Source organism: Streptomyces sp. NPDC085866 (genome assembly GCF_044541035.1).
Taxonomy (GTDB): domain Bacteria; phylum Actinomycetota; class Actinomycetes; order Streptomycetales; family Streptomycetaceae; genus Streptomyces.
The window spans coordinates 110,358-121,943 of record NZ_JBITSQ010000023.1; the positions used below are offsets into that span (position 1 = coordinate 110,358).

The window sequence follows — 11,586 nt, forward strand, 5'->3', positions numbered from 1 at the left end:
CCTGGTCGGTCTCTAGCGGTCCCCGAAGATGGTGCGGTGCCAGTCCTTCCTGGCTACCGCGGTGTTGTCGAACATTACGTGTTTGACCTGGGTGTACTCATCGAACGAGTACGCCGACATGTCCTTGCCGAAGCCGGACGCCTTGTAGCCGCCGTGCGGCATCTCGCTGATGATCGGGATGTGGTCGTTGATCCACACACAGCCCGCCTTGATCTCGCGGGTGGCGCGGTTGGCCCGGTAGACATTGCTGCTCCAGGCGGAGGCGGCAAGGCCGTACGGGGTGTCGTTGGCCAGCCGGATGCCCTCATCATCACTGTCGAACGGCAGAACGACCAATACCGGACCGAAGATCTCGGACTGGACGATCTCGCTGTCCTGGGCCACGTCGGCGACGAGGGTGGGCCGGTAGTAGGCGCCGTCCTTGAGGTCTCCCTGCGGTGCCTCGCCCCCGGCCACCACGCGTGCGTAGGCACGCGCCCGGTCCACGAAGCCGGCCACCCGGTCACGCTGGGTGTGCGAGATGAGGGGGCCGAGGTCGGTGCCGGGGGCGAACGGGTCCCCGAGCCGTACGGTCCTCATCAGCGCGGCCGTCTGCTCCACGAAGGCCTCGTAGAGCGGTCGCTGCACGTACGCGCGCGTGGCGGCCGTGCAGTCCTGCCCGGTGTTGATGAGCGCGCCCGCGACCGCGCCGTTGACGGCGGCCTCCAGGTCGGCGTCGTCGAAGACCACGAAGGGGGCCTTGCCGCCCAGCTCCAGGTGGAGGCGCTTGACGGTGGCGGTGGCGATCTCGGCGACCCGCTTGCCGACGGCGGTGGACCCGGTGAAGGAGGTCATGGCCACGTCGGGATGCCCGACGAGGTGCTCACCGGCCTCCTTGCCGGCTCCCGTGACGATGTTGATGACACCGTCCGGGATGCCCGCGTCCGTGGCGGCCTGGGCGAACATCAGCGAGGTCAGCGGGGTCAGCTCGGCGGGCTTGAGCACGATGGTGTTGCCCGCGGCGATCGCCGGAAGGATCTTCCAGGCGGCCATCTGGAGGGGGTAGTTCCAGGGCGCGATCGACCCGACGACACCGATGGGCTCGCGCCGGATGTACGAGGTGTGGTCGCCCGAGTACTCACCGGCCGACTGCCCCTGCAGATGCCGGGCGGCGCCCGCGAAGAACGCGGTGTTGTCGATGGTCCCCGGTACGTCGAACTCGCGGGTCAGCTTCAGCGGCTTGCCGCACTGCAGGGATTCGGCCCGCGCGAAGTCCTCGGCCCGCTCGGCGAGCACGGCGGCGAACCGGTGCAGGGCGTCGGAGCGCTCGCCCGGGGTGGTGGCGGCCCAGCCCGGGAACGCCTCGCGCGCGGCGGCGACGGCGGCGTCGACGTCGTCGGTGCCGGCCAGCTCGTAGGTGTACACCTCCTCGCCGGTGGCCGGGTCGACCACCGCGTGGGTACGGCCCGAGGTGCCCTTCGTCAGGCGGCCCGCGATGAACTGCGCGCCTTCCGCGAAGCGCTCCTGCGCGGGGAATCGTTCCGGGGTGCCGGTGCCCGGGTTGTGCATGTCGCTCTCCTCCGCCGTTCGCCCCGTCCCGGGGGGTGGGTGGCGTAGCTCCAGCTCGATTTGAGTGCCGATCCTGACAGAGCAATAGGACTCCAACAAGTGATTCCGTTGTTGCCTTTTGGTTACGCGACGGAATCTGTCGACCAGGTGTCGAGTCGCCACGGAAAAGGACGGACGGAGTGTCAGTGGTGCGTGCCACACTCGCGTGCATGGGGAAGATCGACGGGGTGGAAGCCCTGATCAGGGAAGTCAGGGCAGGGGCCGGGATCAAGTACCTCCATTTCTGGGGGCACCGTCCGCGGCAGGACGGCCGGCTCGGGGTGAGCTGCCTCAGCCAGTGGTGGCCGTCACCCTTCGTGGTGGACGGTGTGGAATACGCGACGGCCGAGCACTGGATGATGGCCGGCAAGGCGCGGCTGTTCGGCGACCCGGAGGCGGAGCGCCGGGTGCTGGCCGCGGGGCATCCCGCCGAGGCCAAGAAGGCGGGACGGCTGGTCCGCGAGTTCGACGAGGCGATATGGGAGCGGGAGCGCTTCCGGATCGTGGTCGAGGGCAGCGTCCACAAGTTCGGGTCGGACGAAGACCTCCGGACGTTCCTGCTGAACACCGGCGACCGCGTCCTGGTGGAGGCGAGCCCCGTGGACCGCGTATGGGGCATCGGCCTCGCCGCGGACGACGAGGCGGCCTCGGACCCCGAGCGCTGGCGTGGGCCGAACCTGCTGGGCTTCGCGCTGATGGAGACGCGGGAGCGGTTGAAGGGGGTGTGACTCCGCGGGGCTTCGGCGGGGGGTGAGTGGGCCGGGGCGGCAGCGCGGTCGTCGGGCGGTCAGCGGTTGTAGACCGCGATGAAGAATGCGAAGAGGCCCAGCACCAGGACGATGCCGGCGGCACCGCAGATGATCCCGGCCAGGGCCACGCCCGGGTTGGTGGCCTCGCCCCGGCGGGCCTTGCCGCGGCCCAGGGCACCCAGGATCACGGCCACGACACCCATCACCAGGGCCAGCGGCCACGCGCAGAAGCCGACCGTCGCCAGGATGCCCAGCACCAGGGAGGCCGTACCCATGCCGTTGTTCGGCTGCGGCTGCAGGCCCGGCCAGCCGTAGCCGCCCGCCGCGGGGTAGGACGGGATGCCGGGGGCGCCGTAGCCCGGCTGCGGCTGTTGGGCCGGGTAGCCGTACGGCACCTGTCCGGGGCCGTCGGGGGACATGGGCGGCGGGGGTACGGGGACCGTCTCCTGGGGCTGGTGCGGGGATGCCATGGGCGGCCCGTACGGGTTGCCGAGGGCGGCCGGAGGGGCGTAGGGGGTCGCCGGGTTGCCGGCCGAGGGAGCGGCAGCGGGCGGAGCGAACGGGTTCGCCGGGGGTGCGAACGGGTTCGCCGGGGCTCCGGTGGGCGGCACGGCGGCCGGGGGTGCGTACGGATCGGCCGGCCTGGCCCACGCCGGGGGGACCGCGTCGGCAGGGGCGTCCGGGGTGGGGAGGGAGACGACCGTCTGCTGGTCGTGGACCGAAGGGTGCGGTGGCTGTTCCGGGGTGCCCGGCTCACCGAAGAGGACCGTGTCACCGGCTCCCTGCCCGCTCACCGGAGACGCGGACGGACCTGTGTTCGCGGGCCGCACCGCTCCCGGCTGCGCGTCGGCCGGCTCCGCTTCCGCCGCCGGCCCGGGCGCCCCTGGCTCCCCGCTCCCCTTGTTCAGGGAAACCCGAGGCGACTCAGCCCCGTCCCCGGCGCCGTGCTCCCGTGGCGTCGGCTGTGGCACCTCGTCGGACATCGCTCAGGCCCCCCCTGTGATCGTCGTCCCATCATGTTACGGCGCGGGTCCGGCCGCTGCGGGCCGGGGCCTACGATGATCCCGAGTCATCGATCAGCCGATCACCCGCGCCCGGACGACGGACCTCGCTCCACGGGCGCCGTTCCCGGGGAGGAACCCTTGACCGACCGCGATCTGCACGCCTTCATCGCCGGACTGCCCAAGGCCGAACTGCACGTGCACCACGTCGGCTCCGCCTCCCCCCGCATCGTCTCGGAACTGGCCGCCCGCCACCCCGACTCCAAGGTCCCCACCGACCCCGAGGCGCTGGTCGACTACTTCACGTTCACGGACTTCGCGCACTTCATCGACGTGTACCTGTCCGTCGTGGACCTGATCCGCACCCCGGAGGACGTCCGGCTGCTGACCTTCGAGGTGGCCCGCGACCTGGCCCGCCAGCAGGTGCGCTACGCCGAGCTGACCATCACCCCGTTCTCCTCGACCCGGCGCGGCATCGACGAGCTGGCCTTCATGGCCGCGATCGAGGACGCGCGCAAGGCGGCCGAGGCCGAGTTCGGCACCGTGCTGCGTTGGTGCTTCGACATCCCCGGCGAGGCCGGTCTGCAGTCCGCCGAGGAGACCGCCCGCCTCGCCACCGACGACCGGATCCGCCCGGAGGGCCTGGTGTCGTTCGGGCTCGGTGGGCCCGAGATCGGTGTGCCCCGGCCGCAGTTCAAGCCGTTCTTCGACCAGGCCATCGCCGCCGGCCTGCACTCCGTCCCGCACGCCGGGGAGACGACCGGCCCGGAGACGGTGTGGGACGCCCTGACCGATCTGCGCGCCGAGCGGATCGGTCACGGCACCAGCTCGGCGCAGGACCCCGAGCTGCTGGCCCACCTCGCCGAGCACCGCATCGCGCTGGAGGTCTGCCCGACCTCCAACATCGCCACCCGCGCGGTCCGCACCCTGGACGAGCACCCGATCAAGGAGTTCACCCGGGCCGGCGTGCTGGTCACGATCAACTCCGACGACCCGCCGATGTTCGGCACCGACCTCAACAACGAGTACGCGGTGGCGGCCCGACTCCTCGACCTCGACGAGCAGGGCCTCGCCGACCTCGCCAAGAACGCCGTGGAGGCGTCCTTCCTGGACGAGGCGGGCAAGGCCCGGATCGCGGCGGAGATCGACACGTACACCACCACGTGGCTCGCCCCCTGATCCCTGCGCGGTGATCCTCGCGCGATGGTCACAATGGGGGCCATGCAGACCGTGACCGCCGTGGCCCACCGCGGCGCCCCCTACCGTTTCCGCGAGAACACCCTCGACTCGCTGCGTTCCGCGCTCGACCTGGGCGCGGACGCGGTCGAGATCGACGTACGCCTCACCCGCGACGGCGTCCCCGTGCTGCTGCACGACGAGACGCTGAAGCGGCTGTGGGAACACGACCGGCCCCTGCACTCGCTGTCGGCGGACGAGGTGCGCGGGCTCACGGCGGGCGGGGTGCCGACACTGGCGGAGGCACTGGCCGCGACCGGCGACAGCCGGGTGATGGTGGACCTGTGCGGGCGGGTCGACCGCCGTACCGTGCAACAGGTGATGGACGTGGTCCGGCACAGCGGGGCCCGGGAACGCGTGTACTACTGCGCGCACGCCGAGGCCATGCTCGCCGTCCGCGCCGCCGACCCCGCCGCCGAGATCGCCCTGACCTGGACGACCCTGGCCCCGCCCCGGCCGGCGCTGCTGGACGTGGTGCGCCCGCGCTGGCTCAACTACCGCTTCTCCCTGGTCGACCGGAACCTCGCGGCCCGCGTCCACCGCGACGGATACCTGCTGTCCGTCTGGACCCCGGACACCCGCCGCTCCATGCGCCGTCTCCTCGACCTGGGCGTCGACTCCATCACCACGAACCGCGTCGACGCCCTGCACGCCCTGCGCGACGGCGGCTACATGCGCGAACGCTGAGGGACCGTCGCCGGGTCCGTGGGGGTGGCGCGGGTGACGCACTGCTGTCCGGGTCGCGGAGGGTACCGAGGTTGGTGGAGTAGGGGTTCATCCACCGCAGTTCGTCCACCGATCACTTGCGGGCGACCGCGGTCGCGGCGAGCGGCTTCGATCGGTGTGTGGTGTGCCGCCCGTCGGTGACGGCGATCGTGTACCGGTGGCGAGAGCCAGGGGTGACGGAGTCCGTGTACGTCATCTCCGGAAGGTTCCACTCGACCGACCGCTTCTTCGGCGAAGCCACCCGGACGCCGTCGCGATAGATCAGGTACGTCAGCGCCGCGTCGTCCCGGTCCCAGGTGGCCTGCCAGGCGAGCGTGACCTTCCCGGCCCGTGAACTCTTGGCCGTGAGCTCGGGGGTCGCTTCGGGAGCGGTGTTCGCGGGGCCGGCCGAGAAGCGTGTCAGGCCCTGCTGGGCCCTGCCGTTGACCATGGTGAACTCGCCGCCCGCCCAGAGGATTCCCTTGGCCATCACCAGCGCTCTGGGGCCGACGGGCTCCCCGATTCCGTCGTCCGTGTCGGGGAACCAGTGCAGGATGCGTCTGTCGCCGACGGACTGGGCCAGGAAGTGCCGACGGCGTCCGTCGGGGAAGCCCCCGGGGGTACGGTTGCAGTTGTGCGCGTGGGATGCGCTGTAGAGAACACCGTGGTGCACGAGGAGGGCCTGGGTGGCGCCCTGGCAGTAGTCCTTCCAGACCATCTTGCCGTCGGACAGACGGGCGGCGATGCGACCGTCGAAGACGCCCGTCCCCCTGCCTTCGGCCCCCACATAGAAGTTGGTCTTGTCGCGTGCCAGTGTCTTCACCGACGAGCGGGGCGGAAGCCACCGCCGGAACGAGGTCACGGTCGAACCCGTCGAGGAATTCAGCGCGACCAGCGCCCCCTCCGGCGCGCCGTTGACCTGGTGGAAGTCACCGCCGACGAGAACCTTGCCGTAGGTGGGCGTGGCCAGGACGGCCCGCACCGGCTCGTCGATGTCCGCCGCGAAGGGCAGGAGTGAGCCCTTTGTACTGAGCGCGGCGATGTGTTTTCTGGTCTTCCCGTCGACGGTCTCGAAGTCGCCGCCCAGGTACACCGTGGATTTGGTGGTGTCGATGGCCCGAACCGTGGCTCCCACCGCGGGGCGGAAGTCCTTGCGAAGCGAGCACCTGGCCGTGTTGAGCGCGACCGCGCTGGCCACACCGGTCTTGTCGACCTTGCCGAACGATCCGCCGACATACAGCACCTTGCCGTCGGGCGACGCCTTCAGCGCCCGTACGGTTCCTTCGGCCCCCGTGAAGGAGTGGGCGCACGGCAGCAGTCTGCCGGTGACGGCGTCGAACGCGGCGAAGTTCTTTCGGGCGACGTCCTTCTGACCGGGCTTCGCGCCCGGCGGGCGGACGCTGTCGAAGGTTCCGCCTACGTACACGACACCGCGCGCGTAGGCGACCGACCAGACGATGCCGTTGGTCTGCCATGTCGCCAAAGGGGCGGCGGTCAGGATCTTTTCGTCGCGTGCCGACGAGCCGTGGGCGGTCGCGGGCGGAGCGGCCGCGAGAAGGACCACGGTCGAGGCCGTGGTGACGAGCCTCGTCGTGCATTTCCTCAGACGCATGGAACATCCCGGGATGGAAGTGAGACAGGGGTGGCCGAAAGGGGAAAGAGATGAATGCGCCGCAAACTATACGGATTACACACATTCGCAGGGCGGTTCCCAGGCCGACGTCGACCGCCGCGTCACCCGTCGGCAGCATTCCGGGAGCCCGCGCCGCAATAGCCCGCATGTCCGCGCATCAGGACCGTCGTTCGGCCGAATTTCCCCGGCTCCACCGATACTCACTTCACCTTTCTGGTCCTTTTATAGGACTCAAACGGTCTAGGGAAAGGAGTCGCAAAGCATGCAGGCCACCATGCCGTGGAAATGTTCACGGCGCCCGGCGGACAGACGTCCAGCACTCGAGCTCCCGACAGAACATGCCTGGGAGTTCGCGAGGGCGAGATCAGGCGCCCGAGATCTGGGGCCCTAACAAGGAGGAGTGCTCGTCATGCGAGTGACTACCCGTTCGAAGAGACAGGTGTGGGGAGCGCGGCTCGCCTGCGCCGGTGCGACCACGGCAGTGGCTCTCGGTATCGCGGCCAGTCCCGCGTCGGCCGCTCGGGAGCCGGGGCCGCCGAGCAACGAGGGCGTGCAGCCCGTCGAGTACGAAGGGCACCCGACCTGCGAAGACATCCTGGGGGCGGGCGCGTTCACGTTCGATTTCAGGCAGCAGCCCGTGAACGACGGGACCTTCACCTTCGACCCCCCGAACAACAACGGTTCGATCACCCTCGACGTTCACGGCCCCTCCACCGCTCAGCTGGTCGACTTCACGATCAACGGCCCGTACGCCGCCCGCGGGATCATCGTCGAAGGCGGGGCGAACTCCAACTTCTACAGCTACGGCGCGCCTGACTTCCCCAACGGCATCAAGTCGGACGCGGACCTCCACGCGCCGGTCAACAACGTCGGGTTCGACAACCCCACCCACCTCCGCGTCTGCGGGATCCCCAGCAAGTACGACTCCTCCACCTCCTGACAGAGGCACAGGCCGGGCGTACAGGGCCCGGCTCACGGGTGGAGCGAAGGTGACCACGTTCACGAGACCGCCACCACACTGAGGTCGGGGCCCGGGAAACCGGGCCTCTTCCTTTTCCGGTCGCGTCCGAACACCTCGCCTAGGGGTCATCCCGCACAACTCCCCTGGTCCTGCCCCTGGTTGACGGGAGGGTTGGGTCAGGGACACGCCCCTACCTGCCGACGATCCCGGTCACGGCGCCCCCGACGGAGGATGATCACGAAAGCCCACCCCATCCTCCTCAGGAGCCTCCATGCGCCTGCGCAGCCGCAGCACCGTCCGCGCCGCCTCCCTGGTCCTGGCCCTGACGGCCGGCCCGCTGGTGGCGCCCGCCTTCGCCGCGCCGGCCACGGTGACCGCACGAACGACGAAGACGGTCCCGGATCCCGGGGCCCTGCAGGCCGCGCTCGCCGGGCTGCCCGATGCCGACGCGACCGCCGCACTGGTCCGGGTCGGCGGCACCGACGGCACCTGGCGGGGCAGCGCGGGCGTGCACGATCTGGCGAGCGGGCGGGCGGCGGACCCGAACGCCCGGTTCCGGGCCGGCTCCACGACGAAGGTCGTGACGGCGGCGACCGTGCTGAAGCTGGCGGCCGAGGGCCGGGTCGACCTGGACACGCCCATCCAGCACTACCTGCCCGGGCTGCTCACCCCGGCCTTCAAGCCCATCTCCGTACGGCAGTTGCTGAACCACACCAGCGGCATCAGGGCGGGCGACGGCTGGGGCGACGACTTCGCGGACCAGTACGCCCACCGCTTGGACACGATCACTCCGGAACAGGTGGTGGCCTCGGCGGTGGCGAAGGGGCCGGAGTTCGACCCCGGTGACCAGCAGGACTACCTGAACATCAACTACACGATCCTCGGGATGCTGATCGAGAAGGTGACGGGACACTCCTACGAGCACGAGGCCACCCGGCTGGTGCTGCGCCCGGCCGGCATGCGCCGCACCTACTTCCCCGGCACCGACCCCGTGATCCACGGCCCGCACAACCGCGGCTACCAGCTGGTGAAGGACACCGACGGGACCACACGGTTCGTGGACGTCAGCGACTGGAACCAGGCGGACCGCTGGGCGGCGGGCGACATGATCTCCACGACCGCCGACCTGGAGCGGCTGATCACAGCACTGTTCCAGGGCCGGATCGTGCCCGCGCCGCAGCTGCAGGAGATGTTCACGGTGCCGGCGAACATCACCGGCGCCACCTACAGCGCCGGTCTCGAACGGTTCGAGTACAAGGGCACGGTGTACTGGTTCAAGTCCGGCGGCCGCTACGGCTACAGCACGGAAATCGCGGCCACCCAGAACCTGAGCCGTACCCTCGTCTACTCGGTCGACTCCACGGACGCCAAGGGCGAGTCGGCGAACCCGGTCGCCCAGCGCATCATCACGGCCACACTCAAGCAGCAGCCGGAGCGCTGAGCGCCTCCAGCCGCTTGATCTTCTGCCGTACGACATACAGCGGGACGACTCCGAACACCCCGAACGACATGTCGATCAGCGACCACCAGAAGGGGATTCCCCGGATCGGTCCGCAGATCAGGGCGAGCGGGATGATCCCCGCGCAGGCGATCATCCCGAACTCCACGACCCAGATGTTGCGGACCGGGTCGCGGTACGGCCCGTAGAAGGCGACCGCGATGACGAGGTGCGCGAACGCCAGCCAGTCCGTGCCGTACAGCACGAAGGGGTACTTGGCGTCGACGGCGTCGAGCCCGTCCCGCACCCGCGAGATCCACTCCATGAGCCCCGGCAGCTGCTCGGGCACGGACAGCGCCCGCAACCCGCTCTCCGTCCACCGGAGTTCGTGCACCAGCGGAAAGGCGGTGGCCCCGCTGAGCACAAGACACACGACGAAGGTGACCAACCAGACGCGAATGCCCTTCAGCAGGGCGGCTCTGTCGCTCATGCCAGGAGCGTACGCCTGCATTTGAACGCGTTCAAAACCACCCCCCGGGACACGTGGCAGATCCGGGCCTCTTGGCACTGGTGGACCGGCCGTTCCCGTGGTGTGCTGGAAGTGGCGGGAAGGACCCCTCGGAGACGCGGGGAAGCGGCTCGTGGCCGTGCACCGCGCAATCAGGATCCGCGAGAAGTGGATGGAGCCCTTCCCGTCCTTCATGAGGTCTCGCACCCATCTCTCAGGGCCGCCGGCGTGGGCCGAAGGGCCCCGGGTCGGGTCCGGGCGGCCCGTGGTGCGGGGATCCGGGGCGGCACAGGGTGAGGTCAAGACGCCCCGAAGGGAGTTCGTGCGATGACCTCGGCCACGACCACCATGAACGCGGCCCTCCCCGCCGAACACCGTGAACGGCTGCTGCGGGTCGCCCGTGAGGTGTCCTTCGAGGCCGGGACGCGGCTGTTCGAGGAGGGTCGGCGTGCCGACCGCTTCTGGATCGTGCGGACCGGGACCGTCGCCCTCGACCTGCGTGTGCCCGGCCGCCGTCCCGCCGTCGTCGAGTCGCTCGGGCACGGCGAACTGGTCGGCTGGTCCTGGCACTTCCCGCCGTACGTCTGGCACCTGGGCGCGGAGGCGACGAGCCCCGTGCGGGCCTGGGAGCTCGACGCCGAGGCGGTCCGGGACATGTGTGCCGCCGACCCCGGGTTCGGGCGGGCGATCGCGGTCTGGGTGGGCCGGGTGGTGGCTCAGCGCCTGCCCGCTTCCCGGCTCCGGCTGCTCGACCTCTACGCCCCCTACGGCAGCGGTGGCCTGGTGTGACACCCGGCTCCGGAACGGTCGGCGCGACAGTCACCCCTTGCTCTCGCTGAAGCCGGTCAGCGCGCAGCGCACGTCGACCACGCCCGGCACCGATCGCGCGAGCAGGGTGGCGAGCGGTACTAGGACGGTGTCCTGGACCCGGCCGGTGAGCGTGACCACCCCGTCGCGCACCTCGACCCGTACGGGTGCCGTCCGTGTGCCGAAGAGCCGGGTGACGACCTCGCGGCCGACGTCCTCGGCGATGTCCTCGTCGTCCCGCAGGAACACCGTCAGCAGGTCGGAGCGGCTGACGATGCCCTTGAGAGCGCCTTCGTCGTCGACGACCGGCAGCCGCTTGACCCTGCTGCGGGCCATGACGCGCGCGGCGTGGGCGAGGGTCGCGTCCGGCGCCACGGTGACGGCCGGAGCCGTCATCAGCTCCTCCGCCGTCACCCCGTCCGCCTTGCGCAGGTCGGCGGGGTGCCCCAGCTGCCCGTACCGGCCCGGGTCGCCCTCGCGGTACTCCTCCTTCGGCAGCAGGTCGGCCTCGGAGACCACACCGACGACGCGTCCACCGCCGTCCAGCACCGGAAGAGCGCTCACGCGCCACTCCCGCATGGTCCGCACGATCTCCTTGAAGGCCGCTCCCGTGCGCAGGGCGACGACCGTGCTGGTCATCACGTCGTTCACGACGGTCGGAGTGCCGTACATGGCGTCCTCCAGAATGCTCGGATGCCGTCCCGCGGCACCTCAAGCGTGCGGCCTCGGACCCGGCTGCCGCATGGGCCGAGTGGCCCCACCCGGGCCCGATCCGGCCGTCGGCAGGCCCGCCGCCTACTGGGCCGGCAGCGGCACCCGCCACTCCAGCGTGGCGCCGCCACCCTCGGGGCTGGACACGGCGAGGTGTCCGCCCAGCTGTTCCGCCCGCTCGGCCATGTTGCGCAGCCCGCTGCGACGGCCGCCGGACGGAATGCCCACGCCGTTGTCCCCGACCGTCAGG

At 70.6% G+C, this 11,586-nt stretch carries 10 protein-coding genes and 1 pseudogene; 6 read left to right on the plus strand and 5 right to left on the minus strand.

The window, feature by feature from the left end; genetic code table 11:
- Positions 1-12 precede the first annotated feature (12 nt).
- Positions 13-1,548 carry a gamma-aminobutyraldehyde dehydrogenase gene (locus tag ACIF83_RS40950; protein ID WP_399735081.1) on the minus strand — a complete coding sequence of 512 codons (1,536 nt, stop codon included), beginning with the start codon at positions 1,546-1,548 and terminating at the stop codon, positions 13-15.
- A 209-nt stretch (positions 1,549-1,757) separates the two neighbouring features.
- Here ACIF83_RS40950 and ACIF83_RS40955 point away from each other — a divergent pair, with 209 nt between their 5' ends.
- Entirely contained in the window at positions 1,758-2,315 is a 558-nt protein-coding gene (locus ACIF83_RS40955) for an NADAR family protein (RefSeq protein WP_399735084.1), read from the plus strand.
- A gap of 59 nt (positions 2,316-2,374) precedes the next feature.
- Here the strand turns inward: ACIF83_RS40955 and ACIF83_RS40960 are convergent, their stop codons facing one another.
- Complete coding sequence (locus ACIF83_RS40960; protein ID WP_399735087.1) at positions 2,375-3,130, minus strand: DUF4190 domain-containing protein; 756 nt, start codon at positions 3,128-3,130, stop codon at positions 2,375-2,377.
- Positions 3,131-3,375: 245 nt separating this feature from the next.
- Between ACIF83_RS40960 and ACIF83_RS40965 the strand changes: the two are divergent.
- Both ACIF83_RS40965 and ACIF83_RS40970 read left to right on the plus strand, forming a co-directional pair.
- A pseudogene (locus ACIF83_RS40965) lies at positions 3,376-4,516 on the plus strand (adenosine deaminase).
- 42 nt (positions 4,517-4,558) lie between these two features.
- On the plus strand, positions 4,559-5,260 hold the full coding sequence (locus ACIF83_RS40970; protein ID WP_399735090.1) for a glycerophosphodiester phosphodiesterase: 702 nt from the start codon (positions 4,559-4,561) through the stop codon (positions 5,258-5,260).
- A 112-nt stretch (positions 5,261-5,372) separates the two neighbouring features.
- Here the strand turns inward: ACIF83_RS40970 and ACIF83_RS40975 are convergent, their stop codons facing one another.
- Positions 5,373-6,890 carry a fibronectin type III domain-containing protein gene (locus ACIF83_RS40975; protein ID WP_399735093.1) on the minus strand — a complete coding sequence of 506 codons (1,518 nt, stop codon included), beginning with the start codon at positions 6,888-6,890 and terminating at the stop codon, positions 5,373-5,375.
- A 430-nt stretch (positions 6,891-7,320) separates the two neighbouring features.
- Here ACIF83_RS40975 and ACIF83_RS40980 point away from each other — a divergent pair, with 430 nt between their 5' ends.
- Together ACIF83_RS40980 and ACIF83_RS40985 are read left to right on the plus strand one after the other, a co-directional pair.
- Positions 7,321-7,851: a hypothetical protein gene (locus ACIF83_RS40980; RefSeq protein ID WP_393483430.1), complete on the plus strand. Its 531-nt coding sequence runs from the start codon at positions 7,321-7,323 to the stop codon at positions 7,849-7,851.
- Positions 7,852-8,143: 292 nt separating this feature from the next.
- On the plus strand, positions 8,144-9,313 hold the full coding sequence (locus ACIF83_RS40985) for a serine hydrolase domain-containing protein (RefSeq protein WP_399735096.1): 1,170 nt from the start codon (positions 8,144-8,146) through the stop codon (positions 9,311-9,313).
- Here ACIF83_RS40985 and ACIF83_RS40990 read toward each other — a convergent pair.
- Positions 9,291-9,800, minus strand: coding sequence for a hypothetical protein (locus ACIF83_RS40990; protein ID WP_399735099.1), 510 nt, complete (start codon positions 9,798-9,800; stop codon positions 9,291-9,293). The two genes, ACIF83_RS40985 and ACIF83_RS40990, sit on opposite strands and share 23 nt — an antisense overlap.
- A gap of 345 nt (positions 9,801-10,145) precedes the next feature.
- Between ACIF83_RS40990 and ACIF83_RS40995 the strand changes: the two genes are divergently transcribed.
- Positions 10,146-10,607 carry a cyclic nucleotide-binding domain-containing protein gene (locus ACIF83_RS40995; RefSeq protein WP_399735102.1) on the plus strand — a complete coding sequence of 154 codons (462 nt, stop codon included), beginning with the start codon at positions 10,146-10,148 and terminating at the stop codon, positions 10,605-10,607.
- 30 nt (positions 10,608-10,637) lie between these two features.
- Here the strand turns inward: ACIF83_RS40995 and ACIF83_RS41000 are convergent, their stop codons facing one another.
- Positions 10,638-11,297: a CBS domain-containing protein gene (locus tag ACIF83_RS41000; protein ID WP_393483419.1), complete on the minus strand. Its 660-nt coding sequence runs from the start codon at positions 11,295-11,297 to the stop codon at positions 10,638-10,640.
- Positions 11,298-11,586: the final 289 nt, after the last annotated feature.

Coding starts and splice junctions, on each gene's coding strand:
- ACIF83_RS40950 (WP_399735081.1), bottom strand. CDS start 1,548: ATGCACAACCCGGGCACCGGCACCCCGGAACGATTCCCCGCGCAGGAG.
- ACIF83_RS40955 (WP_399735084.1), top strand. CDS start 1,758: ATGGGGAAGATCGACGGGGTGGAAGCCCTGATCAGGGAAGTCAGGGCA.
- ACIF83_RS40970 (WP_399735090.1), top strand. CDS start 4,559: ATGCAGACCGTGACCGCCGTGGCCCACCGCGGCGCCCCCTACCGTTTC.
- ACIF83_RS40975 (WP_399735093.1), bottom strand. CDS start 6,890: ATGCGTCTGAGGAAATGCACGACGAGGCTCGTCACCACGGCCTCGACC.
- ACIF83_RS40980 (WP_393483430.1), top strand. CDS start 7,321: ATGCGAGTGACTACCCGTTCGAAGAGACAGGTGTGGGGAGCGCGGCTC.
- ACIF83_RS40985 (WP_399735096.1), top strand. CDS start 8,144: ATGCGCCTGCGCAGCCGCAGCACCGTCCGCGCCGCCTCCCTGGTCCTG.
- ACIF83_RS40990 (WP_399735099.1), bottom strand. CDS start 9,800: ATGAGCGACAGAGCCGCCCTGCTGAAGGGCATTCGCGTCTGGTTGGTC.
- ACIF83_RS40995 (WP_399735102.1), top strand. CDS start 10,146: ATGACCTCGGCCACGACCACCATGAACGCGGCCCTCCCCGCCGAACAC.
- ACIF83_RS41000 (WP_393483419.1), bottom strand. CDS start 11,297: ATGTACGGCACTCCGACCGTCGTGAACGACGTGATGACCAGCACGGTC.